Annotated in this window: 28 protein-coding genes; 13 read left to right on the top strand and 15 right to left on the bottom strand. The window is 59.9% G+C overall.

Annotated elements, in window-relative coordinates; genetic code table 11:
• Window positions 1-25: 25 nt before the first annotated feature.
• Both OKW98_RS06605 and OKW98_RS06600 read right to left on the bottom strand, forming a co-directional pair.
• Window positions 26-1,375: a tryptophan--tRNA ligase gene (locus OKW98_RS06605; protein ID WP_265388456.1), complete on the bottom strand. Its 1,350-nt coding sequence runs from the start codon at window positions 1,373-1,375 to the stop codon at window positions 26-28.
• A 27-nt stretch (window positions 1,376-1,402) separates the two neighbouring features.
• The gene (locus OKW98_RS06600; RefSeq protein WP_265388455.1) at window positions 1,403-2,032 is read right to left on the bottom strand and encodes an alpha/beta hydrolase; all 630 of its coding nucleotides are present in this window, start codon (window positions 2,030-2,032) and stop codon (window positions 1,403-1,405) included.
• 145 nt (window positions 2,033-2,177) lie between these two features.
• On the opposite strand from OKW98_RS06600, the gene OKW98_RS06595 reads away from it, so the two are divergent.
• Complete coding sequence (locus tag OKW98_RS06595) at window positions 2,178-2,615, top strand: YhcB family protein (protein ID WP_265388454.1); 438 nt, start codon at window positions 2,178-2,180, stop codon at window positions 2,613-2,615.
• Between the two features lie 373 nt (window positions 2,616-2,988).
• Here the strand turns inward: OKW98_RS06595 and cysN are convergent, their stop codons facing one another.
• From cysN to OKW98_RS06580, 3 genes are all read right to left on the bottom strand, one after another.
• The gene (gene cysN / locus OKW98_RS06590) at window positions 2,989-4,887 is read right to left on the bottom strand and encodes a sulfate adenylyltransferase subunit CysN (RefSeq protein WP_265388453.1); all 1,899 of its coding nucleotides are present in this window, start codon (window positions 4,885-4,887) and stop codon (window positions 2,989-2,991) included.
• A 124-nt stretch (window positions 4,888-5,011) separates the two neighbouring features.
• Entirely contained in the window at window positions 5,012-5,929 is a 918-nt protein-coding gene (cysD, locus tag OKW98_RS06585) for a sulfate adenylyltransferase subunit CysD (RefSeq protein WP_265388452.1), read from the bottom strand.
• 147 nt (window positions 5,930-6,076) lie between these two features.
• Window positions 6,077-6,835 carry a Nif3-like dinuclear metal center hexameric protein gene (locus OKW98_RS06580; protein WP_265388451.1) on the bottom strand — a complete coding sequence of 253 codons (759 nt, stop codon included), beginning with the start codon at window positions 6,833-6,835 and terminating at the stop codon, window positions 6,077-6,079.
• A 98-nt stretch (window positions 6,836-6,933) separates the two neighbouring features.
• Between OKW98_RS06580 and algW the strand changes: the two genes are divergently transcribed.
• Entirely contained in the window at window positions 6,934-8,100 is a 1,167-nt protein-coding gene (algW, locus tag OKW98_RS06575; RefSeq protein ID WP_265388450.1) for a Do family serine endopeptidase AlgW, read from the top strand.
• Window positions 8,101-8,126: 26 nt separating this feature from the next.
• On the opposite strand, the gene hisC is transcribed toward algW, so the two are convergent.
• The 10 genes from hisC to OKW98_RS06525 form a co-directional block, all read right to left on the bottom strand.
• Entirely contained in the window at window positions 8,127-9,185 is a 1,059-nt protein-coding gene (hisC, locus tag OKW98_RS06570) for a histidinol-phosphate transaminase (RefSeq protein ID WP_265388449.1), read from the bottom strand.
• Window positions 9,186-9,187: 2 nt separating this feature from the next.
• Window positions 9,188-10,516 (bottom strand): histidinol dehydrogenase, encoded by a 1,329-nt coding sequence (gene hisD, locus OKW98_RS06565; protein WP_265388448.1) that lies wholly within the window; start codon window positions 10,514-10,516, stop codon window positions 9,188-9,190.
• Window positions 10,517-10,673: 157 nt separating this feature from the next.
• The gene (hisG, locus tag OKW98_RS06560) at window positions 10,674-11,309 is read right to left on the bottom strand and encodes an ATP phosphoribosyltransferase (RefSeq protein WP_065992096.1); all 636 of its coding nucleotides are present in this window, start codon (window positions 11,307-11,309) and stop codon (window positions 10,674-10,676) included.
• A 164-nt stretch (window positions 11,310-11,473) separates the two neighbouring features.
• Entirely contained in the window at window positions 11,474-12,739 is a 1,266-nt protein-coding gene (gene murA, locus OKW98_RS06555) for a UDP-N-acetylglucosamine 1-carboxyvinyltransferase (RefSeq protein ID WP_265388447.1), read from the bottom strand.
• Between the two features lie 22 nt (window positions 12,740-12,761).
• Window positions 12,762-13,001 (bottom strand): BolA family protein, encoded by a 240-nt coding sequence (locus OKW98_RS06550; protein ID WP_037014766.1) that lies wholly within the window; start codon window positions 12,999-13,001, stop codon window positions 12,762-12,764.
• A gap of 114 nt (window positions 13,002-13,115) precedes the next feature.
• Window positions 13,116-13,421 carry an STAS domain-containing protein gene (locus OKW98_RS06545; protein WP_265388446.1) on the bottom strand — a complete coding sequence of 102 codons (306 nt, stop codon included), beginning with the start codon at window positions 13,419-13,421 and terminating at the stop codon, window positions 13,116-13,118.
• The gene (locus tag OKW98_RS06540) at window positions 13,418-14,074 is read right to left on the bottom strand and encodes an MlaC/ttg2D family ABC transporter substrate-binding protein (protein WP_265388445.1); all 657 of its coding nucleotides are present in this window, start codon (window positions 14,072-14,074) and stop codon (window positions 13,418-13,420) included. The genes OKW98_RS06545 and OKW98_RS06540 overlap by 4 nt, the downstream gene beginning before the upstream one ends.
• 11 nt (window positions 14,075-14,085) lie before the next feature.
• Window positions 14,086-14,553, bottom strand: a complete 468-nt coding sequence (mlaD, locus tag OKW98_RS06535) for an outer membrane lipid asymmetry maintenance protein MlaD (protein ID WP_265388444.1) — start codon at window positions 14,551-14,553, stop codon at window positions 14,086-14,088.
• Window positions 14,553-15,350 (bottom strand): lipid asymmetry maintenance ABC transporter permease subunit MlaE, encoded by a 798-nt coding sequence (gene mlaE / locus OKW98_RS06530; RefSeq protein WP_265388443.1) that lies wholly within the window; start codon window positions 15,348-15,350, stop codon window positions 14,553-14,555. The genes mlaD and mlaE overlap by 1 nt, the downstream gene beginning before the upstream one ends.
• Window positions 15,350-16,159, bottom strand: coding sequence for an ATP-binding cassette domain-containing protein (locus OKW98_RS06525; RefSeq protein ID WP_265388442.1), 810 nt, complete (start codon window positions 16,157-16,159; stop codon window positions 15,350-15,352). The genes mlaE and OKW98_RS06525 overlap by 1 nt, the downstream gene beginning before the upstream one ends.
• A 308-nt stretch (window positions 16,160-16,467) precedes the next feature.
• Between OKW98_RS06525 and OKW98_RS06520 the strand changes: the two genes are divergently transcribed.
• From OKW98_RS06520 to OKW98_RS06470, 11 genes are all read left to right on the top strand, one after another.
• Window positions 16,468-17,442, top strand: coding sequence for a KpsF/GutQ family sugar-phosphate isomerase (locus tag OKW98_RS06520; protein WP_265388441.1), 975 nt, complete (start codon window positions 16,468-16,470; stop codon window positions 17,440-17,442).
• Window positions 17,443-17,976 carry a KdsC family phosphatase gene (locus tag OKW98_RS06515; protein WP_265388440.1) on the top strand — a complete coding sequence of 178 codons (534 nt, stop codon included), beginning with the start codon at window positions 17,443-17,445 and terminating at the stop codon, window positions 17,974-17,976. It begins immediately after the preceding gene.
• Between the two features lie 10 nt (window positions 17,977-17,986).
• On the top strand, window positions 17,987-18,559 hold the full coding sequence (lptC, locus tag OKW98_RS06510) for an LPS export ABC transporter periplasmic protein LptC (RefSeq protein ID WP_265388439.1): 573 nt from the start codon (window positions 17,987-17,989) through the stop codon (window positions 18,557-18,559).
• On the top strand, window positions 18,546-19,088 hold the full coding sequence (lptA, locus tag OKW98_RS06505; RefSeq protein WP_265388438.1) for a lipopolysaccharide transport periplasmic protein LptA: 543 nt from the start codon (window positions 18,546-18,548) through the stop codon (window positions 19,086-19,088). The genes lptC and lptA overlap by 14 nt, the downstream gene beginning before the upstream one ends.
• A complete protein-coding gene (lptB, locus tag OKW98_RS06500) occupies window positions 19,088-19,813 on the top strand; it encodes an LPS export ABC transporter ATP-binding protein (protein ID WP_074884367.1) in 726 nt (241 codons plus the stop codon). The genes lptA and lptB overlap by 1 nt, the downstream gene beginning before the upstream one ends.
• A 189-nt stretch (window positions 19,814-20,002) precedes the next feature.
• Window positions 20,003-21,496 carry an RNA polymerase factor sigma-54 gene (locus OKW98_RS06495; RefSeq protein WP_265388437.1) on the top strand — a complete coding sequence of 498 codons (1,494 nt, stop codon included), beginning with the start codon at window positions 20,003-20,005 and terminating at the stop codon, window positions 21,494-21,496.
• 75 nt (window positions 21,497-21,571) lie between these two features.
• Window positions 21,572-21,880, top strand: a complete 309-nt coding sequence (gene hpf, locus OKW98_RS06490) for a ribosome hibernation-promoting factor, HPF/YfiA family (RefSeq protein ID WP_037014798.1) — start codon at window positions 21,572-21,574, stop codon at window positions 21,878-21,880.
• A gap of 12 nt (window positions 21,881-21,892) precedes the next feature.
• Window positions 21,893-22,357 carry a PTS IIA-like nitrogen regulatory protein PtsN gene (gene ptsN, locus OKW98_RS06485; RefSeq protein WP_265388436.1) on the top strand — a complete coding sequence of 155 codons (465 nt, stop codon included), beginning with the start codon at window positions 21,893-21,895 and terminating at the stop codon, window positions 22,355-22,357.
• A 2-nt stretch (window positions 22,358-22,359) separates the two neighbouring features.
• Entirely contained in the window at window positions 22,360-23,217 is an 858-nt protein-coding gene (rapZ, locus tag OKW98_RS06480) for an RNase adapter RapZ (RefSeq protein WP_265388435.1), read from the top strand.
• A 16-nt stretch (window positions 23,218-23,233) separates the two neighbouring features.
• A complete protein-coding gene (locus OKW98_RS06475; RefSeq protein WP_265388434.1) occupies window positions 23,234-23,506 on the top strand; it encodes an HPr family phosphocarrier protein in 273 nt (90 codons plus the stop codon).
• 100 nt (window positions 23,507-23,606) lie between these two features.
• Entirely contained in the window at window positions 23,607-25,079 is a 1,473-nt protein-coding gene (locus OKW98_RS06470) for a sensor domain-containing diguanylate cyclase (RefSeq protein WP_265388433.1), read from the top strand.
• Window positions 25,080-25,085: the final 6 nt, after the last annotated feature.

The following is a 25,085-nucleotide window of genomic DNA, read 5'->3' as shown; positions in this document are numbered from 1 at the left end:
TAGCGATGGCCCATTGGAATGGCAATTAATCCTGTTGTGGCGCGAGCGCCAGTTTCAGGCTCTCGATCGCGGCGTCACGGGCGGCGGCATCGGCGAACGCCGGGCTGTCGGCGACACAGGCATCATTCAGCCACAGGGTGAAGGCATCGCCTTCGGTCCGAATGTCCAGCGTACCGCCCTGCTGCAGTTGCTTGGTCACGGCACCGGCCGCTTTCCCGTCTGCGAAGTTACGCGACAGCAGCAGTTGCTCACCGTCGGCCGCCAGCAGCCGGAAGCGGAAGCTGCCGTCGTCTTCACGGAAACTGACGAAGCGCGCGCCTTTGCTGGTCTTCTTCTTGGTCGCCGTGACGGTTTGCGCGGCGGTACGGAATGAACGCAGGCCGACCGCTTCGCGCAGCTCGCCCAGAAACGGCGTGGCCACACGACGGGCCTTCTCGGCGCCTGCTTGCAGGATGTCTTCCAGATCGGCTGGTCGCTCGATCAGCCGATGGTAATTCTCGCGTGCTTCGCCCAACTCGGCGTCCAGCAACTGGAACAGGCGCTGCTTGGCATCGCCCCAACCCAAGCCCTGCAACAGGTCGGCGCGGAACTCGTCGCCTTGCTGTTTGCTGGCGAATGCCTGGTACAGCGTGAACAGGTGCGACGTTTCCGGATCCTTGGCTTCGCCCGGCAGGCGCGAGTCAGTAACGATGCGCGAAATCGCCTCTTTCATGTCCTTGGCGCTGCTGAACAGCGGGACTGTGTTGTCGTAGCTTTTCGACATCTTGCGGCCGTCCAGGCCAGGCAAGGTCGCGACGCTTTCTTCGATCAGCGCTTCCGGCATCACGAAGAACTCTTTGCCGTTGCCGAACAGGTGATTGAAGCGCTGACCGATGTCGCGCGCCATTTCGACGTGCTGGATCTGATCGCGACCGACAGGCACTTGATGGGCGTTGAACATCAGGATGTCGGCGGCCATCAGCACCGGATAGCTGAACAGCCCCATGGTGATACCGGCGTCCGGGTCTTCGCCGGCTTCGACATTCTTGTCCACCGAGGCCTTGTAGGCGTGGGCGCGATTGAGCAGACCCTTGCCGGCCACGCAGGTGAGCAGCCAGGTCAGTTCGGGGATTTCCGGAATGTCGGACTGGCGATAGAACGTCACGCGCTCGACGTCCAGCCCTGCCGCGAGCCAGGTCGCAGCGATTTCCAGACGCGAGCGCTGAATGCGCAGCGGGTCATCGCATTTGATCAGCGCGTGGTAGTCAGCCAGAAAGTAGAATGAGTCGGCGTCGCTCTGGCGGCTGGCAACGATAGCCGGGCGGATGGCGCCGGCGTAGTTGCCCAGGTGCGGCGTGCCGGTGGTGGTGATACCGGTCAGGATACGAGTGGTCATGGCTAGTCGCTTATTTTGGTGCTGCGATCAATTCGAAAGGCGCGGCAGGATCAGATCCTTGAGATCGGTCAGCTTGCCGTGAAAAAAGTGCCCGCATTCTGCCACTTTCAGCAGCTCATGGGGGCGCGGGAGTTTGTCAGACCAGTCGTATACGAGTTGTGGGTCAACGACTTCGTCAGTGTCGGGCTGAATGATCGTCAAAGCGCCCTTCTGAGCCAGGGCATCCACACTGGCGATGCGCATGACGGCGGGTGCGATCATGAACAGATGCTTCAGGGTTTCGCCTTCAGCCTCAAGACGCCCGCCCAGGGTCGCCGCCACGAAACCGCCGAAGGAAAATCCGAACAAGGTCATGGGCAGGTCGGGATGCTTGTCGCGCAGCCAACTCGCCGCTGCCTGTGCGTCGTCGACCTCGCCCTCGCCCATGTCAGAGCTGCCAGCGCTGGTGCCAACGCCACGATAATTGAAGCGCAGGGTGATCAGACCGGCATCGCGCGCGGTGCGCTGCAGGGTCGAGATCACTTTATTGAGCATGGTGCCGCCCTGAACCGGGTTAGGATGGCATATCAGCGCGATGCCTTTGGCCTCGTCCAGATCGAGGTACAACGCTTCGAGTGGGCCCACCGGGCCGTAGATGAATACAGGGGTCTCACGCATGAGCAAGAATGAACTCCGTGACCTTCAATTGGGTCGACTCGTCTAGCTGATTGTCTGTGGCTGGCAGGCTGGCGACACGTCGCCGCTATACAGCGCAGGTTCGAGCCGTTAACGTAAAGCAAAGCCGTTTATAGAGGAAGGACTCGTGGATTACTCGCTCTTAGTTTGGTTGCTGCCGACCATCGCCCTGGTGGTTGGTGTGATCATCGGTTTCTTCGTGGCGCGCGCGCTGCCCAATGCCGTGCCTAACGGAACTCAGCGCCAGCTGGATGACGTTCAGGAGCGTTTCGACACTTATCAGAATGAGGTGATCACTCACTTCAACAGCACGGCCAATCTGGTGCAGAAGCTGTCGCAAAGCTACCACGATGTTCAGGAGCATCTGGCCGAAGGCGCCAATCGCCTGGCCACCGACGACATCACCCGTCAACGCCTGCTGGCCGCGCTGCACCCGGACGCGCTCCATCCGCCACGCGATCGCCTGACGCCACCACGCACCGCCGCTGAACCGCCGAAGGACTACGCGCCCAAATCGGGTGACTCCCCCGGCATGCTGGATGAACATTACGGCTTGAAGAAGTAAGCGCTCACGCTTCACCAAAAGCCCGCCCCTGAGGTGATCAGGGGCGGGCTTTTTTGTGGGCGTTCGGCTCATGGGAATCCGGTATGTACGAGCTCCACGCCAGCCATGTCATCCCGATACGACGACGGATCAATGTAGGAGCGCGCTTGCCCACGAAGACGGTGTGTCAGTCGGCATGGATGTTTCTGACACGACGCCTTCGCGGGCAAGCGCGCTCCTACACTCCAATTGCGCCAGGCACCCCATCTGCGACCGGCCCAAATCCGAGCCGGCTTGCTGGCGAACCGGTTTTTTCATCCAAAATGGTGGTCCAAATGGCCGGACAACAAAAAACCCGCCATCACGGGCGGGTTTCTTGTAAGACAAAAAGCGTTTAGATCACGCCACGGGTCCGCAGCAGATCCAGCACTTGCTTAACGCTTTCTTCGACATTCAACGACTGCGTGTCGATGACCAGGTCGGCATCCAGCGGGACGTCATACGGGAAGGATTCACCCGGGATGTTGTCCTTGCCGGCGGCGTAGAGCCCCTGAGGGTCACGCTCGCGGCAGACTTGCGGCGACGCTTGAACGTACACGGTGATCAGTCGATCATCGCCGATCAGGGCCTTGGCATTCTGCCGACCGCCCGCGTCCGGCGCGACGAATGCCGCCAGGGTCAACAGGCCCGCCTCGTTGAACTGACGCGCAACGTGGGCGGCACGACGCCAGTTCTCGGTGCGACCAGCGCGATCCTGCGGCAAGCCTTTGTTGAGGTCGCGGCGCAGGTTCTGGCCGTCGAGCACGAACACCCCACGGCCCATGTCGAAAAGCTTGCGCTCCACGGCATACGCCAGCGTGCTCTTGCCCGCACCCGACAAACCGCTGAACAGCACGGTCGCCGGTTTCTGGCCGAAACGCTGAGCGCGTTCTTCAACAGAAACGTGGGCCAGCGCGCCGTGATGGCTTCCGCTACCCGCGGCCACCGGCTTGGCGATGATCATGCCCGCCGCCACGGTGCCGTTGGTCAAACGGTCGATGACGATGAACGCGCCCGTGGTGCGGTTGCTGTCGTAGCCGTCGAGGGCAATCGGCGCGTCCAGAGCGATTTTCACGCGGCCGATTTCATTCAGCTGCAGCGAACTGGCCGGGCCTTCTTCCATTGTGTTGACGTCAACACGATGGGTGATGCTGGCAATGGAGCCCGGCACGTAGGACGTGGCGCGTTTGATGTCGTATTTCTTGCCGGGAAGCATCGGCTCTTCGGCCATCCACACCAGCATGGCGTCGAACGCGTCGGCCACTTGCGGGACGTTGTCGGCATGCACCAACAGGTCGCCACGGGAAATGTCGATCTCGTCTTCCATGGTCAGCGTCACGGCCTGACCCGGGCCCGCGTGCTCCAGCTCACCTTCGAAGGTGACGATGGATTTCACACGGCTGCTCTTGCCGGAAGGCAGCACAACAACTTCGTCGCCCTTGTGCACGATGCCGCTCGCCAGGGTGCCGGCGAAACCGCGGAAGTTCAGGTTCGGACGGTTGACGTACTGCACCGGAAAACGCAGGTCGGTGAAATTGCGGTCGTTGGCGATCTCGACGGTTTCGAGAATCTCCATCAGCGACTTGCCGGTGTACCAAGGCGAACGCTCGCTCCGGTTGACCACGTTGTCGCCCTTGAGGGCCGACATCGGCACGAATTCCATGGTGGTCGGCTTCAGCGCAATGCGGTCGGCGAACGCCAGGTAATCGGCCTTGATCTGCTCGAAGATGTTCTCGTCAAAGCCATTGAGGTCCATCTTGTTGATGGCGACCACGATGTGCTTGATGCCCAGCAACGAGGCGATGTAGCTGTGGCGTTTGGTCTGGGTCTGCACGCCGTAGCGGGCGTCGACCAGAATGATCGCCAGGTCACAGGTGGACGCACCGGTGGCCATGTTGCGGGTGTACTGCTCATGGCCGGGGGTGTCGGCGATGATGAATTTGCGCTTGGACGTCGAAAAATAGCGGTACGCGACATCGATGGTGATGCCCTGCTCCCGCTCGGCCTGCAGGCCATCGACCAGCAACGCCAGATCGACTTCGTCGCCCGTGGTACCGGATTTTTTCGAATCACGGGTGATGGCTTCCAGGTGATCTTCGTAGATCATCTTGGAATCGTGCAGCAGACGCCCGATCAACGTGCTCTTGCCGTCGTCGACGTTGCCACAGGTCAGGAAACGCAGCATTTCCTTGCGTTCGTGCTGGCCCAGATAGGCGAGGATGTCCTCGCTGATCAATTCAGATTGATGGCTCATTGGGTTCAAGCTCCAAGCTGTAAGCTTCAAGCGGCAAGCTCGTCGGCATACAGCTAGTCAAAATTCTTCCGGTTCAAGTGAGCTTCAGCGTTTCGGCTTGAAGCTTCCAACTTGCTGCTTGCCGCTAGAAGTAGCCTTGGCGTTTCTTTTCTTCCATCGAGCCTGCGCCATCGTGGTCGATGACCCGGCCCTGGCGCTCGGAAGTTCGCGTCAGGAGCATTTCCTGAATGATGTCGGTGAGGCTGGTGGCCTCGGACTCGACAGCGCCCGTCAACGGGTAGTCGCCCAGTGTGCGGAAGCGGACCTTCTTCTTGACGATGCGCTGCTTGTCCTCGTCGGACAGGTGATTACGCAGGCGGTCGTCGTCGATCATGATCCAGGTGCCGTTCATCTCGATGACTTCGCGCTCGGCGGCGAAATACAGCGGGACGATCGGAATGCCTTCGAGGTAGATGTACTGCCAGATGTCCAGCTCGGTCCAGTTGGAGAGCGGGAACACGCGGATCGACTCGCCTTTGTTGACGTTGCCGTTGTACACATTCCACAGCTCGGGACGCTGGTTTTTCGGGTCCCAGCGGTGCTTGGTGTCGCGGAAGGAATACACGCGCTCTTTGGCGCGGGATTTCTCTTCGTCACGACGGGCACCGCCGAATGCGGCATCGAAGCCGTGCTTGTCGAGGGCCTGCTTGAGGCCCTGGGTTTTCATGATATCGGTGTGCTTGGAGCTGCCGTGGGTCAGCGGGTTGATACCCTGCGCGACGCCTTCCGGGTTCACGTGCACGATCAGGTCCAGGCCCATTTCCTCGACCATCTTGTCGCGGAAGCTATACATCTCCTGGAATTTCCAGCGGGTGTCGACGTGCATCACCGGGAACGGCAACTTGCCCGGGAAGAAGGCCTTGCGCGCCAGATGCAGCATCACGGCAGAGTCTTTACCGACGGAGTACAGCATCACCGGGTTATCGAACTCGGCAGCGACCTCGCGGATGATGTGGATGCTTTCCGCCTCCAGCTGTTTCAGATGCGTCAGTTTGTCGACCATGGTTACTCACGGGATAACGTACGTGTAGGGAGAGCCTGCGGGCTCTGTCGAGCGAGGCACTTTATCATGGGGCTTGATTCTATTCAGCGGCGGGGATAGATCGAAACGATCTATCCATATAGCTCAGGCTTTGGACGTCCATGCACGTTAAATTGGGTTTGGACAATCGATAAACAGATGTTCCAGGGCAAAGCGCCGCGCCAGATAGTCGCCCAGCGCCTGCACGCCATAACGCTCGGTGGCGTGATGGCCGGCGGCGATGAAGCTGATGCCGTTTTCCCTCGCACTGTGAAACGTCTGCTCGGACGCCTCGCCGCTCAAATACAAGTCCACGCCAGCCAGCACGGCCTGGTCGATATATCCCTGCCCTCCACCGGTACACCAGCCGACCCGGCGAATCATGCCATCGCCTTCGATCAGCAGCGGCTCGCGTCCCAACGCAGTCTGCACACGATGGGCGAAATCCCGTGGGGTCATCGCCTCGCTGAGTGAGCCGACCAGTCCGACGATGCGCGGATTGTCCGGGTCCAGCGGGCCTTCGACGGTGATCTCCAGTTGCTGGGCCAACTGAACGTTATTGCCCACGTCGGCGTGGAGATCGAGGGGCAAGTGATAGGACAGCAGGCTGATGTCGTGCTTGAGCAACGTTTTCAGCCGACGCTGTTTCATGCCGGTGATGCAGGGGTTTTCGCCTTTCCAGAAATACCCGTGATGCACCAACACCAGATCGGCATTGGCCTCCACCGCCGCGTCCAGCAACGCCTGACTCGCCGTAACGCCAGAGACGATCCGGCTGACCTGCGGCCGACCCTCGACCTGCAGGCCGTTGGGGCAATAATCCTGAATCCGCGCGCTACCGAGATAGCGGTCCGCTTCTTCCACCAGGGTGCTCAAGGCAACCGCCATAAAAGTCTCCTAAATATGCAGTTCAGACCGTGTCGGTCCTCGTATAATGCCGGCCATTATGGCGCAGCTAGGCGCTTCCACCTTCAGGACTCCGCTCAATGTTCAAAGCGCTGCGTTTTCTCGGCTGGCCCTTGCTCGCTGGTGTGCTTATCGCTTTATTGATTATCCAGCGCTACCCGGCGTGGGTCGGGCTTCCAAGCCAGGACGTCAATCTGCAGCAAGCGCCGCAGCAGGCCTTCGTGCAACAGGGCCCGGTCTCGTACGCAGACGCCGTCACCAACGCCGCCCCTGCCGTGGCCAATCTGTACACGACCAAAATGGTCAATAACAACAACAAACCGAACCATCCGCTGTTCGACGACCCGCAGTTTCGCCGGTTCTTTGGGGACAATCTGCCTAAACAAAAGCGCATGGAGTCGAGCCTCGGTTCGGCCGTGATCATGAGCCCGGAAGGCTACCTGCTGACCAACAACCACGTGACCTCTGGCGCTGACCAGATTGTCGTCGCCCTGAAAGACGGTCGCGAGACCATTGCCAAAGTGGTCGGCAGCGACCCGGAGACCGATCTTGCGGTCCTGAAGATTGATCTGAAAAACCTGCCTTCCATTACCCTGGGCCGTTCCGATGCTATCCGCATTGGCGACGTTGCCCTGGCCATCGGTAACCCGTTCGGCGTCGGCCAGACCGTGACCATGGGCATCATCAGTGCCACCGGTCGTAACCAACTGGGCCTCAACACCTACGAAGACTTCATTCAGACCGACGCGGCGATCAACCCCGGCAACTCGGGTGGCGCACTGGTGGACGCCAACGGCAACCTGACCGGTATCAACACAGCGATCTTCTCCAAATCCGGTGGCTCCCAAGGTATTGGTTTCGCCATCCCGACCAAGCTGGCGCTCGAGGTGATGAAGTCGATCATCGAGCACGGTCAGGTGATTCGCGGCTGGCTGGGCATCGAGGTACAGCCGCTGACCCAGGAGCTGTCGGAATCATTCGGGCTGAAGGATCGTCCAGGCATCGTGGTCGCCGGGATTTTCCGCGACGGGCCGGCGCAGAAGGCGGGCTTGCAACTGGGTGATGTGATTTTGAGCATCAACGGCGAGCCAGCGGGCGACGGGCGCCGCTCCATGAATCAAGTGGCGCGCACCAAGCCGACCGACAAGATCGCCATTCAGGTCATGCGCAATGGCAAGGAATTGAAACTGACCGCCGAAGTAGGCGTGCGCCCACCGCAGACAACGGCGCCTGCGGCGGAGAATTGATCGGTTGCCGTCAAGCAACCGTCAACTCAGCTCGACAAATCCCCCAACGCATCCACCAGCGCCTGATTCTGTTCAGGCGTGCCGATGGTGATGCGCAGGAACTGAGCGATGCGCGCCTGCGTGAAGTGGCGCACAATCACGCCCTGCTCGCGCACCTTCGCCGCCAGACTGGCAGCGTCATGCTGAGGATGACGGGTGAAGATGAAATTCGCCGCCGAGGGCAGGACTTCAAAGCCCTTGCTCTCCAATTGCTCAACGAGCGCTTCACGGCTGGCGATGACGCGCTGGCAGGTGCTTTCGAAATGCTCACGGTCATCGAAGGCCGCTGCTGCGCCGACAATCGCCATGCGGTCCAGCGGATAGGAGTTGAAGCTGTTCTTGACCCGCTCCAGCGCTTCGATCAGGTCCGGATGCCCCACCGCAAGGCCAACCCGCAGCCCGGCGAGGGAGCGCGATTTGGACAGCGTCTGGGTGACCAGCAGGTTCGGATAGCGATCCACCAGGCTGATCGCGGTTTCACCGCCGAAGTCGATATACGCCTCGTCGACGATCACCACGGAATCCGGGCTGTTCTTGAGGATCTGCTCGACGGCATCGAGGGCCAGCAGGCAGCCGGTGGGTGCGTTCGGGTTCGGGAAAATGATGCCGCCATTGGGACGCGCATAATCTGCGACGCGAATCTGAAACTGCTCGTCCAGCGGCACGGCTTCGTAATCGACGCCATACAGGCCGCAATACACCGGATAGAAGCTGTAGCTGATGTCCGGAAACAGCAGCGGTTTGTCCTGACGGAAGAACGCGTTGTAGGCGTGGGCCAGCACCTCGTCAGAACCGTTGCCCAGAAACACGCGATTGGCGTCGACGCCGTAATAACGCCCCACCGCCTGCTTCAGCAGATCGCTGTTGGGGTCGGGGTACAGACGCAGCTCGTCACTGACCGCAGCACGCATGGCGTCGATCGCCTTGGGCGACGGGCCATAGGGGTTTTCATTGGTGTTGAGCTTCACCAGTTTGGTCAGTTTGGGCTGCTCGCCGGGCACATAGGGCACCAGTTCGTTGACGAAGGGACTCCAGAATTTGCTCATGCTCAGTTGCCCTCTTGTTCGGTGTCGACGATGCGGTATTCGGCGCTGCGCGCGTGGGCGGTCAACGACTCGCCGCGTGCCAGCACCGAGGCCGTTTTGCCCAGTTCGGACGCACCCTGCTCCGAGCAGAAAATGATCGATGAGCGTTTCTGGAAATCGTACACGCCCAGCGGCGACGAGAACCGTGCGGTGCCCGAAGTGGGCAACACGTGGTTGGGACCGGCGCAATAGTCGCCCAGTGCTTCGGACGTGTGGCGGCCCATGAAGATCGCACCGGCATGGCGGATCTGTGGCAGCCAGGCCTCAGGATCAGCCACCGACAACTCCAGGTGCTCCGGCGCAATCCGGTTGGCGACTTCAATGGCCTGATTCATGTCGGCCACTTTGATCAAGGCGCCGCGGCCATTGATCGAGGTCTGGATGATTTCTGCGCGCTCCATCGTCGGCATCAGTTTGGCGATGCTGGCGGCGACGCGATCAAGGAAGTCCGCATCCGGGCTGACCAGAATCGCCTGGGCGTCTTCGTCGTGCTCGGCCTGGGAGAACAGGTCCATGGCGATCCAGTCCGGGTCAGTCTGGCCGTCGCACACCACGAGAATCTCCGATGGGCCGGCGATCATGTCGATCCCCACCTGACCAAAGACGTGGCGCTTGGCGGTGGCCACATAGATGTTGCCCGGGCCGACGACCTTGTCCACCTTGGGAACGCTTTCCGTGCCATACGCCAGCGCCGCAACGGCCTGAGCGCCACCGATGGTGAACACGCGATCGACGCCCGCGATGCACGCCGCCGCCAGTACCAGTTCGTTGAGTTCACCGCGCGGGGTCGGCACGACCATGACCACTTCGCCCACGCCAGCGACTTTGGCCGGAATGGCGTTCATCAACACCGAGGACGGGTAGGACGCCTTACCCCCCGGCACGTAAAGCCCGGCACGGTCCAGCGGCGTGACCTTCTGGCCGAGCACGGTCCCGTCGGCCTCGGTGTAGCTCCAGGAATCCTGCTTTTGCCGCTCGTGGTAACTGTGCACGCGGTCGGCCGCTTTTTCGAGCGCCTGACGCTGGGCCGGCGTGATGCGGGTCAGTGCCAGCTCCAGACGCTCGCGCGGCAGAATCAGGTCCGCCATCGACGCCACGTCCAGCCCGTCGAAACGGCGGGTGTATTCCACCAACGCCGCATCGCCGCGCTCGCGCACGTTCTTGATGATGTCCAGCACACGCTCATTGACCGAGTCGTCAGACACACTTTCCCAGCTCAGCAGATGATCCAGATGACGGGCGAAGTCCGGATCGGCAGCGTTGAGTCGGCGAATAGCGTTGGGAGTGGTCATAGCGTGAGCCTCAATGAATGGCGATTTCTCAGATGCCGATTTCAAATATCAGCATAGGCAGATGCCTAAGCTAGCAAGCCATCCGCGCGGGCACCTGAGAAATTTGGCTATGACACGGATAGCTGGGCGTGATCCTGTTTGGGGTCACGCGATACAGTCAACCGCGGTGTCGCGACTCCACGGCTGTGCGCAGGGTGTCGATCAGCGACTGAATACGGGCGTGCTGCATTTTCATGGATGCCTTGTTCACCACCAGACGCGAGCTGATGTGGGCGATCATGTCCTGGGGTTCGAGGCCATTGGCACGCAGCGTGTTGCCGGTGTCGACGACGTCGATGATCTTGTCGGCCAGGCCCACCAGCGGCGCGAGCTCCATGGAGCCGTACAGCTTGATGATGTCGACCTGACGGCCCTGTTCGGCGTAGTAGCGCTTGGCAACATTGACGAACTTGGTCGCCACACGCAGCCGTCCCTTGGGTTCGACGGCGCCTACCGCGCCTGCGGTCATCAGCTTGCACTGAGCGATTTGCAGGTCGAGGGGCTCATACAGCCCTTGGCCGCCGTATTCCATCAGCACGTCCTTGCCTGCGACGCCGAGATCGGCAGCGCCGTGCTCGACGTAGGTCGGCACGTCGGTCGCACGCACGATCAACAGGCGCACATCGGCCTGGGTCGTGGGGATGATCAGCTTGCGGCTCTTGTCCGGATTCTCGGTCGGCACAATGCCCGCCGCGGCGAGCAGCGGCAAGGTGTCGTCGAGGATACGGCCCTTGGACAGTGCGATGGTCAACATGGGAAACGTCAGTCCTTATCAGCAGCGCGTGCCGGGTCGCAACTGGCGCCCGACAACCTCCGGCTCAAGAAGCCAGAGTGAAACGAATCAGAAAGTCTTGGCGCAGTGGCCAGACACGCTGCCCAGGTCGATCAGATCGACCCGGGCGAACGCGCAGCAACTGACTAGCCCGGAACGCGACGGATCTTCGCGCCCAGCATCTGCAGTTTTTCTTCGATGCACTCGTAACCACGGTCGATGTGGTAGATGCGGTCGATCAGCGTGTCACCTTCGGCAACCAGCGCCGAAATGACCAGGCTCGCCGAAGCACGCAGGTCGGTCGCCATCACTGGCGCGCCTTTGAGCTTGGTGCAGCCGGTGACGATCGCGGTGTTGCCCTCGACCTGAATCTGCGCGCCCATGCGGTGCATTTCATACACGTGCATGAAGCGGTTTTCAAAGATGGTTTCGATGACCGTGCCCGTGCCCTCGGCGATGGCATTCAGCGAGATGAACTGCGCCTGCATGTCGGTCGGGAAAGCCGGGTACGGCGCAGTGCGCAAGTTGACCGCTTTCGGACGTTTGCCGTGCATGTTCAGCTCGATCCAGTTGCTGCCAGTGGTGATCTCGGCACCGGCTTCACGCAGCTTCTCGAGTACGGCTTCGAGAATCGTCGGATCGGTGTCCTTGAGTTTCACACGGCCGCCGGTTGCCGCCGCCGCCACCAGGTAGGTGCCGGTTTCGATACGGTCGGGCATGACGCGGTAGGTCGCCGAGCCCAGACGTTTGACGCCATCGATGGTGATGGTGTCAGTGCCGGCGCCAGAGACTTTACCGCCCATGGCGTTGATGAAGTTTGCCAGATCGACGACTTCAGGTTCACGGGCGGCGTTTTGCAGGACGCTGCGGCCGTTGGCCAGGGCAGCGGCCATCATGATGTTCTCGGTACCGGTCACGCTGACGGTGTCGAAGAAGAAGTGCGCGCCACGCAGGCCGCCTTCCGGCGCCTTGGCCTTGATGTAGCCGCCTTCGACGTCGATGATCGCACCCATGGCTTCAAGGCCACGGATGTGCAGGTCGACCGGACGCGAACCGATGGCGCAACCGCCAGGCAGTGCCACTTCGGCTTCACCGAAACGGGCAACCATCGGGCCGAGGACGAGAATCGACGCACGCATGGTTTTCACCAGTTCGTACGGCGCGACCAGGGTTTTGATGGTGCGAGGATCGATCTCGACGCTGAGCTTCTCGTCGATGATCGGCTCGATGCCCATGCGGCCGAACAGCTCGATCATGGTGGTGATGTCGTGCAGGTGCGGCAGGTTGGCGACGGTCACAGGACCATCAGCCAGCAGCGTGGCTGCAAGAATCGGCAGGGCAGAGTTTTTTGCCCCGGAGATGCGGATTTCGCCATCAAGACGAATGCCGCCAGTAATAATCAGTTTATCCATTGGAATCTCGACGCCATTAGGCTCAGGTGCGCTCGGCCCATGCAGCGCGGCTGAAAAATTTCATGGTAACCGCGTGGATGCTGCCATCGGCGATCCATGGGTTCAAATGCGTGTAGATCTGCTGCTGGCGCTTGACCGGGCTCAGTGCGGCCAGTTCGTCGCTGATCAGGTTCAGCTGGAAATTGCAGCCTTCGCCTTCAACTTCAACCTGGATATCTGGCAACTTAGCTTCCAGGAAGCTTTTAACTTCTACGGCCTGCATGCTTAACCTCTATCGGCGCCCTACGCGCGCGGGTCGGCCATCATACAAAAAAGCCCTCTCGTTGCGAACCCTACTTTGCAAAGGGCGGACGAGGGGCTTGATTGATGAAAGCAATTAATGATGCTGCAACAGCTCGGTCAACTCAGAGACTTTGGCGATTTCCTGCATGTCTTCTGGCAACGCCCGGACGGTGACTGACTTGCCCGCCGCCTGCGCATCACGCATGAAAGCGAGAAGTAATGACAAGCCGACACTGCTGGACTTTTCGACGCCGGAGCAGTCCAGTGTCAGCGCCGCAGCCGTGCTTGCCTTGATCAGCGCCGCGCCCTGCTCACGCAAGGCGGGGCCGGTCCGATAGTCGATCACGCCGGAGAGCATCAGCTCTCCGCCGCCAGCGGCAGTGACGGACGCTTGACTCATTTGACGACCTTGTCGCTGGAGGTTTCCGAGGTTTCCTTGGCTTTGGCGACTTCGCCAGCCCAACCGTCGATGGTCTTGTCCAGATTATTGCCGTTGCGCTGCATCGCGTCAGCGAACTGATCGCGGAACAGCTTGCCGATGTTGATGCCGTTGATGATCACGTTACGCACTTTCCACTCACCGCCGATTTTGACGAGGGTGTAGGAAACAGGGTAGACCGCGCCATTGTTGCCCTTGACCGACATGTCAACGGAGGTGCGATCAGCCGCTTCCTGCTTGGCAGGGGAAACAGTGATGCCCTGATTGTTGTACTCAAGCAACGCATTGCCATAGAACTGGATCAGGCTGCGCTTGAAGTTTTCCTGGAAGCGTTGCATCTGCGCCGGGGTGGCGTTGCGCGAGTACTTCACGGTCATGATGCTTTTGGAAATGCCGTCCGCGTCGATGACCGGGCCAACGATGCCGTTAAGTGCGTCGTAAAAGGCTTGCGGATTGGACTTGTAGGTTTCCTTGTTGGCGGACAGGTCAGCCAGCAATTGCTTGGTGGTGCGATCAACCAGGTCGTGGGCGGAAGCATCGGACGCTGCTGCGTTAGCAAACAAAGGCAGGGCGGCCAGCAGCACCAGAAGGCCACGGCGCAGAATCGAGATCATGAAAAAACTCCTCATTTGGCGTCTTTGCCCACTGAATTGAGCAGGAATTTACCGATCAGGTCTTCGAGTACCAACGAGGACTGGGTGTCATGGATGGTGCCGCCGTCTTTCAACAGCTGATCATCGCCGCCAACACTGATGCCGACGTATTTTTCACCCAGCAGGCCTGCGGTCAGAATGGAAGCGGTGGAATCCGAAGGCAGGTTGTTGACCCGCTTGTTCACTTCCATCGTCACACGACCGGTGAAGGTATCGTGATCCAGATCGATTGCAGTGACCTTGCCAATGTTCACACCGGCCATGGTCACTTTCGCTCTGACAGTCAAACCGGCGATATTGTCGAAATTTGCGTAAAGTTTATAAGTGTCGGTGCTGGCGCTGGCGCTCAAACCGCTGACGCGCAGGGCGAGCAGGAGCAAAGCCAGGATCCCGGCCAGCAGAAACAGGCCTACACCGGTTTCGAGGGTGCGGTTTTGCATCAGAAGTCTCCAAACATCAAGGCGGTCATAATAAAGTCCAGGCCCAGTACGGCCAATGAGGCGTAGACCACGGTCTTGGTCGTGGCGCGACTGATCCCTTCGGACGTGGGCTCGCAGTCATAGCCCTGGAACACGGCAATCCAGGTGACGACAAAAGCGAACACGACGCTCTTGATGACACCGTTGAGTACATCATCGGAAAACGAAACGCTGTTCTGCATGTTGGCCCAGAAGGAGCCTTCGTAGACGCCCAGCCAGTCGACCGCCACCCATGAACCACCCCAGATGCCGACCACGCTGAAAATCAACGCCAGCACCGGCAGCGAGATGAAGCCTGCCCAGAGACGCGGCGCGACGATGTATTTAAGCGGGTCGACGCCAATCATTTCGAGGCTGGACAGCTGCTCGGTGGATTTCATGTTGCCGATTTCAGCGGTGAGCGCAGAGCCTGCACGACCGGCGAACAATAGAGCGGTGACGACCGGGCCGAGTTCACGCAGCAATGTCAGGGCAACCATCTGCCCCACCGCCTGCTCGGAGCCGTACTTGGCAAGAATGCTGAAGCCTTGCAGCGCCAGCACCATGCCGATGAACACGCCGGACACGACAATAATGGCCAGTGACATGACGCCCACCGAGTGCAGCTGACGAAGGAGCAGCTGAAAACCGCCGCCGATTCCGCCGCGCCCAAGCAACGCATGAACCAGAAAAATACCTGAACGACCCAACACTGCAACTATATCGATCGCGGAACGCCCCATCAGGCGTACGCGATCCATTAAAGACTTTCTGCGCATCAGCGCTTCCCCAAAAGATCGTCGCGATAATCCGGCGCCGGATAATGGAAAGGCACCGGCCCGTCGGGATCACCCGTCATGAACTGACGTATACGAGGGTTATCCGACTGCATCAGTTCACTCGGCGTGCCCTGCCCCAGCACCTGACCGTCACCGACGACATAGAGATAGTCGGCAATGCTGGCGGTCTCGGCGAGGTCGTGGGACACGACGATGCTGGTGATCCCCAGGGCATCATTCAGCAGCCGGATCAGCCGAACCAGTACGCCCATGGCGATAGGGTCCTGGCCTACGAAGGGCTCGTCGTACATGAGGATCTGAGGATCCATCGCGATGGCACGTGCCAGCGCAACACGACGCTTCATGCCACCCGACAGTTCGTCGGGCATCAACTCGACTGCGCCACGAAGCCCGACCGCCTGCAGTTTCAGCAGGACGATGTCGCGGATCATGTCTTCAGGCAGCTTGGTGTGAACCCGCAACGGAAACGCCACGTTTTCGAATACGTCGAGGTCGGTGAACAGCGCGCCGCTCTGAAAGAGCACGCCCATATGCTTGCGCGCATCGAAAAGATCGCTGCGCGAAAGCTTTGGCAGATTCTGGCCATTGACCCAGACTTCACCGGCGCTCGGACGCAGCTGTGCACCCATCAAGCGCAGCAGGGTGGTTTTACCACTGCCCGACGGCCCCATGATGCCGGTGACTTTGCCCCGGGGGATGTGGATGTCCACATTATTGAAGATGCTGCGCGCACCGCGCTTGAAGGAAACGCCCTTCAGCTCGACCGCGTAGGCGTTATCGGCACTCATCTAAACTCCTTGCGATGCAACCTATCTCTCAGATGCCGCGTTCTGGACGAACGACACACTTTTGGAGGGGCCGAACAAGCGGCGGACTATACCACCGCTGTCCCACGCCGCCCAAGCGCCAACGTGTCGAGTCGTGAACAAAGGAGGATATAAAGCACGGTGTGGAAATTTCGCACCCATTGCCAGCCTTTATCACGCCGTTGCTGAAGGACGTGCCCCTTCATTAAACAAACAGCAACGATGAAGCGTGAGGCTTTTGAACATTGCCGCTATAATCCCCGGCTTTTGACCAAGCGACCCCTTCCGATATGTCCAATGCCCGTAACCTGATTGAATCGGCACAGAGCACCATCCGCCTTGAAATAGAAGCCGTGGAAGGTTTGCTTGCGCATATCAATGCCGATTTCGTCAGCGCGTGCGACATGATTCTGGGCAGTCAGGGCCGCGTGGTCGTGGTCGGCATGGGCAAGTCCGGGCATATCGGCAAGAAGATCGCCGCTACGTTGGCCAGCACCGGCACCCCGTCTTTCTTCGTGCACCCGGCCGAGGCCAGCCACGGCGACATGGGCATGATTACCAGCGCCGACATCATCCTGGCCCTGTCCAATTCGGGCACGACGGCCGAAATCGTCACGCTGCTGCCGCTGATCAAGCGTCTGGGCATCAAGATGATCAGCCTCACCGGCAACCCGGAATCAACGCTGGCCAAGGCCGCAGAAGTCAACCTCAATGCCCGGGTGGAAAAAGAAGCCTGCCCGCTGAATCTGGCGCCCACCTCCTCCACCACGGCGGCGCTGGTCATGGGCGACGCCCTGGCCGTTGCACTGCTGGACGCCAGAGGCTTCACCGCCGAAGACTTCGCCTTTTCCCACCCGGGCGGTGCGCTGGGTCGTCGGCTGCTGTTGAAGGTCGAGCATGTCATGCACACTGGCGCCAACCTGCCGCAGGTTGCCCGGGGCACGCCGGTTCGCGATTCGCTGATGGAAATGACCCGCAAGGGGCTGGGCATGACCGCCATCCTCGAGAGCGACGGCCGCCTTGCCGGTATCTTCACGGACGGTGACTTGCGTCGCACACTGGATCGCCCGATCGACATACGCCAGGCGACCATTGATGAAGTGATGACCGTCCATGGCAAGACTGTACGCCCGGAAATGCTCGCGGCCGAAGCCTTGAAAATCATGGAAGACAACAAGATCGGCGCACTCATTGTGGTCGACGAGAACGATCGCCCGCTTGGCGCGTTCAACCTTCAAGACCTGCTCCGTGCGGGAGTCATGTAAATGAGCGCCGATATGAATCACCTGATGCAACGCGGCAAGAACATCAAACTGGCGATCTTCGATGTCGATGGCGTACTCACCGATGGGCGCCTGTATTTCCTCGAAGACGGCAGCGAGTTCAAGACGTTCAACACCCTCGACGGCCAGGGCATCAAGATGCTCATCAACTCAGGCGTGACCACCGCCATCATCAGCGGGCGCAAGACCCCGGTGGTTGAGCGGCGCGCGAAGAACCTCGGCATCGCACACCTTTATCAGGGCCGCGAAGACAAACTCGTGGTCCTCGACGAGCTTTTGCAGCAACTGAATCTAAGCTACGACCAGGTCGCGTATCTGGGTGACGATTTGCCTGATCTGCCGGTCATTCGCCGGGTCGGTCTGGGCATGGCCGTAGCCAATGCTGCCAGCTTTGTCCGCGAGCACGCACATGGCACCACCCAGGCACGTGGCGGCGAAGGCGCTGCCCGCGAATTCTGCGAATTGATCCTGAAGGCTCAGGGCAACCTCGAAGCGGCTCACGCCGCCTACCTATAGAAGTGCATTTATGCTGAGCAAAAAGTTTCGTACGTTTCTGCTGTTCGGTGTGCTGGCACTGCTGCTGGCAGCGGTCGGCTACTGGAACATCAGTCCGGAAAGCTTCCTCGATCAACCCAAGAGTGCCGTGGATGAAAGCGCTGTCGATTACTACGCGACCAACGCCCACAGCATTCAGTACCTGCCCGACGGGACCATGCAGTACGACATGACCGCCGACAAGGTCGAGCACTTGAAAGCCACAGACATCACCCTGATGACCACGCCGGTGCTGCAGATGTATCGCGGTTCGACCTTCCCCTGGCACGTACAGAGCGTTCGCGCCGAAGTGTCCCCAGGGGGTGATCACGTCGAGCTGATCGACTCGGTGCGCATCAACCGCACCGACGAAAAGGACCGCACCACCATCATCACCAGCAGCCGCATGACTGTATTCCCGCAGAAGCAATATGCGGAAACTGCCCAACCCGTTAGAATCGACGGCCTTGGCGGTGTAACGACCGGCACGGGTATGAAAGCGTATCTGAAAGAAAGCAGGATGAACCTGCTATCCAACGTAAGAGGACAGTATGAGGCTCGTTAAAACCCTTCCTTTTTTGCTCGGCCTGGGCGCAGCACTGGGAAGCGCGAGCGCCTGGTCTCTGCCGACGGATCGCGATCAACCCATCCACATCCAGTCGGATGACGCGCAGCTGGACGACAAGCAAGGCATCGCCACTTACAAAGGCAATGTCATCATCACCCAGGGCACGATGAAGATCACCGGTAACACTGTGACCATCACCCGTACGCCGCAAGGCGACGTGGACGTGTTCACGTCCGTGGGCAACCTGGCTTATTACGAGCAGAAGCCATCGGTGGACAAGCCGATCGTTCAGGCTTGGGGCGTCACCATCCAGTACTTCGCGGCCCAGAACCGCATTGTGCTGATCGACAAGGCCAAAGTGGTCAACGACGGCAACACGTCCGAAGGCGAGAAAATCGTCTATGACACCGTCAAGCAGGTCGTGAACGCCGGTCGTGCCAATGGCACCAAGATCACCGCACCACGCCCTCGCATCGACATGGTCATCCAGCCGAAAAAGAAAACCGACCAGCAGAAGGCCCAGTAATGGCAACGCTGAAAGCCCAACACCTGGCCAAGGCCTATAAAAGCCGCCAGGTCGTACGTGACGTCAGCCTGTCCATCGAGAGCGGCCAGATCGTCGGCCTGCTCGGCCCCAACGGCGCCGGCAAGACCACCTGTTTCTACATGATCGTCGGCCTGGTTCAGGCGGATCAGGGTCGGGTCCTGATCGATGACCAGGACGTCAGCCATCAGCCGATGCACGGCCGCGCTCGCGCCGGTATTGGCTACCTGCCACAGGAAGCGTCGATCTTCCGCAAGCTCTCCGTCTCGGACAACATCATGGCGATCCTGGAGACCCGCAAGGAGCTCGATCGCGCTGCCCGCCGCAAGGAGCTGGAAAGCCTGCTGCAGGAATTCCACATCACCCACATTCGCGACAACCTGGGCATGAGCCTGTCGGGCGGTGAACGTCGCCGCGTGGAAATCGCACGCGCCCTCGCCACTTCGCCGAAATTCATTCTGCTCGACGAACCCTTCGCCGGTGTCGACCCTATCTCCGTAGGCGACATCAAGCAGATCATTCACCACCTCAAGGCCAAAGGGATCGGCGTGCTGATCACCGACCACAACGTGCGTGAGACGCTGGATATCTGCGAAACCGCCTACATCGTCAACGATGGGCAGCTGATTGCCGAAGGCGACGCCGAATCCATCCTGGCCAACCAGTTGGTCAAGGAAGTGTATCTGGGTCACGAGTTCCGCCTGTAACCGCAGTGATGACATGAGGTTGTGCGGTACCCCGCAACGTGCGCCGTCGCCGACCTCGTTTTTTAATTGTCATCACACTCTAGGCAAACCCTCCAGCTTCAGGCATATAATTTGCTTAAGTTGGCGCCCTCGGCGCCCTGCTAGTAAATGGCGCGCAGTGCGCCGGCGAATAAGGTGTTAAGCCCTGCCATGAAACCTTCGCTAGTCTTGAGAATGGGCCAGCAGCTGACGATGACGCCTCAGCTGCAACAGGCAATCCGCTTGCTTCAGCTGTCGACGCTGGATCTCCAACAGGAGATTCAAGAGGCGCTGGAGTCGAACCCGATGCTGGAACGGCAGGAGGAAGGCGACGATTTCGACAACGCCGACCCCTTGGCGGACACCGTAGAGCAAAAGCCCAACGCTGATGTTCAGGAACCCACCTACCAGGAATCGGCGCCCACCGTCGACAATCTGGATGAGGGCGACTGGAACGAGCGCATCCCCAATGAGCTCCCCGTCGACACCGCGTGGGAAGACGTCTACCAGACCAGCGCCAGCAGCCTGCCCAGCAACGACGATGACGAGTGGGATTTCACCACCCGCACCTCCGTCGGCGAGAGCCTGCAAAGTCACTTGCTCTGGCAGCTCAACCTCGCGCCAATGTCGGACACCGATCGCCTGATCGCCGTGACCCTGATCGACTGCATCAACAATCAGGGTTACCTCGACGAAACGCTTGAAGAAATGCTAGACGCTTTCGATCCCGAGCTCGATATCGAGCTGGATGAGATAGAAGCTGTTCTGCACCGTATCCAGCAGTTCGAGCCGGCAGGCATCGGCGCTCGCAACCTGAGCGAATGCCTGCTGCTGCAACTTCGCCAGTTGCCGGCCAAAACCAAGTGGCTGGCGGAAGCGCAGAAGCTGGTCAGCGACTACATCGATCTGCTGGGCAGCCGCGACTACGCGCAACTGATGCGCCGCATGAAGCTCAAGGAAGACGACCTGCGTCAGGTCATCGAACTGGTCCAGAGCCTCAACCCGCGCCCCGGCTCGCAGATCGAATCCAGCGAAGCCGAATACGTGGTGCCTGACGTCATCGTGCGCAAGGACAACGAGCGCTGGCTGGTGGAGCTGAACCAGGAATCCGTGCCGCGCCTGCGGGTCAATCCACAGTACGCAGGGTTTGTGCGTCGCGCCGATACCAGCGCCGACAACACGTTCATGCGCAATCAGCTGCAGGAAGCTCGCTGGTTCATCAAGAGCCTGCAAAGCCGCAACGAGACGCTGATGAAGGTGGCGACGCAAATTGTTGAACACCAGCGTGGCTTCCTCGAGTACGGCGACGAGGCCATGAAGCCGCTGGTTCTGCATGACATCGCTGAAGCGGTCGGCATGCATGAATCGACGATTTCCCGGGTGACCACGCAGAAGTTCATGCACACCCCACGCGGGATCTACGAACTCAAATATTTCTTTTCCAGCCACGTCAGCACCTCCGAAGGCGGCGAATGCTCGTCAACGGCGATTCGCGCGATCATCAAAAAACTGGTCGCCGCGGAAAATCAGAAAAAGCCGTTGAGTGACAGCAAGATCGCTGGTTTACTGGAAGCACAAGGCATTCAAGTGGCCCGTCGCACAGTCGCCAAGTACCGCGAATCCCTTGGGATCTCGCCGTCCAGCGAACGCAAGCGACTGATGTAGAGGTCACACGTCAAAGCGTTCCGGTGGCAGGCATTACGCCTGCCACTAATGCACTGGCAACGAAGGAGAAGCTGTATGCAAGTCAACATCAGTGGACACCAGCTGGAAGTGACTGAACCTCTGCGTACCTACATCGGCGAGAAACTCGCACGACTGGAACGCCACTTCGACAAGATCACGAACGTGCAGGTCACCATGGAGGTCGAGAAGCTCAAGCAGAAAATCGAGGCCACCCTGCATGTCCCTGGCGCTGAAGTGGTTGCCAACGCCGAACACGACGACATGTATGCAGCCATTGATCTGCTTGCCGACAAGCTTGACCGCCAACTCAAAAAACATAAGGAAAAACAGCAAAGTCTGCTGCAAGGCGCGACTGCTCGCTGACACTCCCCACCCATGATCCGACTTGAAAATATTCTGACCCCTGGCCGCTCACTCGTGAACGTGCCAGGCGGCAGCAAAAAAGCCGTACTCCAAAACATCGCCAGCCTGATCGGCAAGCAAGTGCCTGATCTTGATGAGCAGGTCGTGTTTGAAAGCCTCATTGCCCGTGAAAAGCTCGGCTCCACCGGCTTCGGCAATGGCATCGCCATTCCCCACTGCCGCCTGAAGGGCTGCTCGACGCCTGTCAGCGCCGTGCTGCATCTCGAGAAACCCATCGATTTCGACGCCATCGACGGCGCGCCGGTTGATTTGTTGTTTGTGCTGCTGGTCCCGGAAGCGGCCACCGATGCTCACCTGGAACTGCTGCGCCAGATTGCCAGCATGCTCGACCGTGATGAGGTGCGTAAGCGCCTGCGCGGCGCCAAAACCGACGAAGAGCTCTACAACGTCGTGCTCGACGTCCAGAACGGTCACTGATCATGCGCATGATCATCGTCAGCGGCCGCTCCGGCTCAGGCAAGAGCACGGCCCTCGACGTCCTTGAAGACAGCGGTTTCTACTGCGTCGACAACCTCCCCGCCGGCCTGCTCCCGGAGCTGGCCGAGCGCGCGCTGATCAACACCGAGCTGGCTGAGCCTTTACTGGCCGTCTCGATTGATGCGCGCAACCTGCCCAGCCACCTGACGCGATTCCCCCGCATGCTCGACGAGGTTCGCGCCAGGCACATCCAGTGCGACGTGCTGTTTCTCGATGCTGACGAATCAACCCTGCTCAAGCGCTTTTCCGAGACCCGCCGTCGTCACCCGCTGAGCACGGCAACGCGCTCGCTGGCCGAGGCGATTCGTGACGAGAAGACCCTGCTCGGTCCGATCATCGACCTGGCTGATCTGACGGTCGACACCACGCACCTGAATCTCTATCAGCTGCGCGACATTCTCAAGTTGCGCCTGCTGAACAAACCCGAACCGGGCACTGCCTTCCTCATCGAATCCTTCGGCTTCAAGCGCGGCATGCCCGTGGACGCCGACCTGGTGTTCGACGTGCGCTGCCTGCCGAATCCGTACTGGAAGCCTGAGCTGCGTGAGCAGTCGGGCCTCGACACGCCGGTTGCCGAGTACCTCGCGGCGCAACCGGACGTCGAAGAAATGTTTCAGGACATCTTTTCGTACCTTAATAAGTGGTTGCCGCGCTTCGCGGCCAGCAACCGCGCCTACGTCACTATTGCCATTGGCTGCACAGGCGGGCACCACCGCTCCGTCTACCTGACCGAACGTCTGGGTCAGGTGCTGCAGCAATCGCTCAAGAATGTTCAGGTCCGCCACCGCGACCTAAGCTGAAAGGACCTCCACCGCGATGCCCGCTCTAGAAATCACCATCATCAACAAGCTGGGTCTGCACGCCCGGGCCGCCGCCAAGTTCGTGGGTGTCGCTGGGAAATACCCTTGCCAGATCAGGGTCGGCCGCACGCCGGAGACCATGGTAGATGGCAAAAGCATCATGGCCGTCATGATGCTCGCCGCCGGCAAGGGCACCCAGATCCATTTGTCCACTGAGGGTGAAGAGGCCGATGCCGCGCTCAAGGGCCTGCAAGAGCTGATCAACAACAAGTTTGACGAAGGCGAATAAGCTTACGCCTGAGCGACGCGTCCATTACCGTCAGAGATGAGCGATGCCACTGTCATTCACGCGGACGTTTGTGCGAAGGAGCAGGTCGGGGTCCGAGAAGATGCTCCTTCTGGGCAGCGTTCTGGCGGTCGTGGCGATTATGGCAATCGTTGCGTGGCTGCTGTTCAGGGAGCTGGGCAGCGCCAACGAAGCCTCAGTGCGTGCGGCGAACAACGTCGTGCAGCTTATCGATGCCGACGTACAACGCAACGCCGAACTCTATGACACTTCGCTCCAAGGGCTGATCTCTGCATGGCTGCGACCGGACCTTGGGACCATCTCGCCTGAGTTGCGTCAGTTGGTACTCTTTGATCGAGCTACTGCCGCGCCTTACAAGGGTGATCTGGTCTTGCTGAACGAGACGGGGAGCATCATTGCCGACTCGACCTCGTTGACACCGCGTCAGGATAACTTCTCTGACAGGTCGAGTTTCCAGCATCACCGGGACAACAATTCCCTTGCACTGCTGGTCGACGGACCGTTTCGTACCCGATGGGGCTTCAAAGACCTGTGCATCAGTTTCAGCCGCCGCATCCCGTCAAATGACGGCAGGTTCGTTGGCGTGGCCAGCGCGTCCATGAGGCTGACTTACTTCGACCAGTTGTTTCGCACGCTGGACGTCGGCCCCGGGAGCACCATCAACTTGTTAGGTGCCAACGGGATACTCCTCGCCCGGCAGCCTGAATCCAATGGTCGTACCTATGTAGGCCAGGACTTCAGCATGCGTCAGAACTTCAAACGCGTGCTCTCGGAGGTCAACGGCAGTTTCACAGCGGTATCCGATCTTGACGGCGTTCAGCGCCTGTATACGTTTTCTCGGGTCGGTGATCTACCCCTCATTGTGGTAGTGGCGCAATCGCGGGACGACGTCTATGCCGTCTGGCAGCGCAATGCAATGTTGGTGGCGGGCGCCACTGGCCTGCTCTGCATCGGCATTCTGCTGCTGTCCTGGCTGCTGGGCCGGCAGTTGCGCCTGCGCGAGAACGCCGAGCGCGAACTGGCAGGGCTGGCGTCCACAGATGGGCTGACCGGTCTGGCAAACCGGCGCAGGCTGGATCAGGTGCTCAAGCAGGAGTGGGCGCGTGGCATGCGTTCAGGAAGGCCTTTGGCGCTGCTGATGATCGACGTGGACCATTTCAAGGCTTTCAACGATCGACACGGGCATCATGGTGGCGACGTTGCACTGCGCAGCGTTGCCCAGACGCTCGCTGCCAGCATCCGCAGGCCGGGTGACTTGGCTGCGCGCTACGGCGGTGAAGAATTCATGGTGGTGCTTCCTGAAACCGACAAGGCAGGTGCCTGTGTCATCGCAGAAAAGCTGCGTCTGGCGATCGAAGCGCTGCCGCCGTTCGCTGATGACACAGTACCCATCACCGTCAGCATCGGCCTTGCCACACATCTGCCGGCGACCCATGATTTACCCGAGCCACTGTTTCACGCCGCTGATCGGGCCCTGTACCGCGCCAAGAAAAACGGCAGGAATCGCGTGGAAGTCGAACCGTACGTTGCGCCCTCCTCCGAATTGCAGACATAAAAAAAC

Source organism: Pseudomonas sp. KU26590 (assembly GCF_026153515.1).
Classification (GTDB): Bacteria; Pseudomonadota; Gammaproteobacteria; order Pseudomonadales; family Pseudomonadaceae; genus Aquipseudomonas.
The sequence above is the reverse complement of the archived record's forward strand: the minus strand, read 5'-3'. Positions and strand labels throughout refer to the sequence as shown.

Coding starts and splice junctions, on each gene's coding strand:
- OKW98_RS06605 (WP_265388456.1), bottom strand. CDS start 1,375: ATGACCACTCGTATCCTGACCGGTATCACCACCACCGGCACGCCGCAC.
- OKW98_RS06600 (WP_265388455.1), bottom strand. CDS start 2,032: ATGCGTGAGACCCCTGTATTCATCTACGGCCCGGTGGGCCCACTCGAA.
- cysN (WP_265388453.1), bottom strand. CDS start 4,887: ATGAGCCATCAATCTGAATTGATCAGCGAGGACATCCTCGCCTATCTG.
- cysD (WP_265388452.1), bottom strand. CDS start 5,929: ATGGTCGACAAACTGACGCATCTGAAACAGCTGGAGGCGGAAAGCATC.
- OKW98_RS06580 (WP_265388451.1), bottom strand. CDS start 6,835: ATGGCGGTTGCCTTGAGCACCCTGGTGGAAGAAGCGGACCGCTATCTC.
- algW (WP_265388450.1), top strand. CDS start 6,934: ATGTTCAAAGCGCTGCGTTTTCTCGGCTGGCCCTTGCTCGCTGGTGTG.
- hisC (WP_265388449.1), bottom strand. CDS start 9,185: ATGAGCAAATTCTGGAGTCCCTTCGTCAACGAACTGGTGCCCTATGTG.
- hisD (WP_265388448.1), bottom strand. CDS start 10,516: ATGACCACTCCCAACGCTATTCGCCGACTCAACGCTGCCGATCCGGAC.
- hisG (WP_065992096.1), bottom strand. CDS start 11,309: ATGTTGACCATCGCACTGTCCAAGGGCCGTATCCTCGACGACACCTTG.
- murA (WP_265388447.1), bottom strand. CDS start 12,739: ATGGATAAACTGATTATTACTGGCGGCATTCGTCTTGATGGCGAAATC.
- OKW98_RS06550 (WP_037014766.1), bottom strand. CDS start 13,001: ATGCAGGCCGTAGAAGTTAAAAGCTTCCTGGAAGCTAAGTTGCCAGAT.
- OKW98_RS06545 (WP_265388446.1), bottom strand. CDS start 13,421: ATGAGTCAAGCGTCCGTCACTGCCGCTGGCGGCGGAGAGCTGATGCTC.
- OKW98_RS06540 (WP_265388445.1), bottom strand. CDS start 14,074: ATGATCTCGATTCTGCGCCGTGGCCTTCTGGTGCTGCTGGCCGCCCTG.
- mlaD (WP_265388444.1), bottom strand. CDS start 14,553: ATGCAAAACCGCACCCTCGAAACCGGTGTAGGCCTGTTTCTGCTGGCC.
- mlaE (WP_265388443.1), bottom strand. CDS start 15,350: ATGCGCAGAAAGTCTTTAATGGATCGCGTACGCCTGATGGGGCGTTCC.
- OKW98_RS06525 (WP_265388442.1), bottom strand. CDS start 16,159: ATGAGTGCCGATAACGCCTACGCGGTCGAGCTGAAGGGCGTTTCCTTC.
- OKW98_RS06520 (WP_265388441.1), top strand. CDS start 16,468: ATGTCCAATGCCCGTAACCTGATTGAATCGGCACAGAGCACCATCCGC.
- OKW98_RS06515 (WP_265388440.1), top strand. CDS start 17,443: ATGAGCGCCGATATGAATCACCTGATGCAACGCGGCAAGAACATCAAA.
- lptC (WP_265388439.1), top strand. CDS start 17,987: ATGCTGAGCAAAAAGTTTCGTACGTTTCTGCTGTTCGGTGTGCTGGCA.
- lptA (WP_265388438.1), top strand. CDS start 18,546: ATGAGGCTCGTTAAAACCCTTCCTTTTTTGCTCGGCCTGGGCGCAGCA.
- lptB (WP_074884367.1), top strand. CDS start 19,088: ATGGCAACGCTGAAAGCCCAACACCTGGCCAAGGCCTATAAAAGCCGC.
- OKW98_RS06495 (WP_265388437.1), top strand. CDS start 20,003: ATGAAACCTTCGCTAGTCTTGAGAATGGGCCAGCAGCTGACGATGACG.
- hpf (WP_037014798.1), top strand. CDS start 21,572: ATGCAAGTCAACATCAGTGGACACCAGCTGGAAGTGACTGAACCTCTG.
- ptsN (WP_265388436.1), top strand. CDS start 21,893: ATGATCCGACTTGAAAATATTCTGACCCCTGGCCGCTCACTCGTGAAC.
- rapZ (WP_265388435.1), top strand. CDS start 22,360: ATGCGCATGATCATCGTCAGCGGCCGCTCCGGCTCAGGCAAGAGCACG.
- OKW98_RS06475 (WP_265388434.1), top strand. CDS start 23,234: ATGCCCGCTCTAGAAATCACCATCATCAACAAGCTGGGTCTGCACGCC.
- OKW98_RS06470 (WP_265388433.1), top strand. CDS start 23,607: ATGCTCCTTCTGGGCAGCGTTCTGGCGGTCGTGGCGATTATGGCAATC.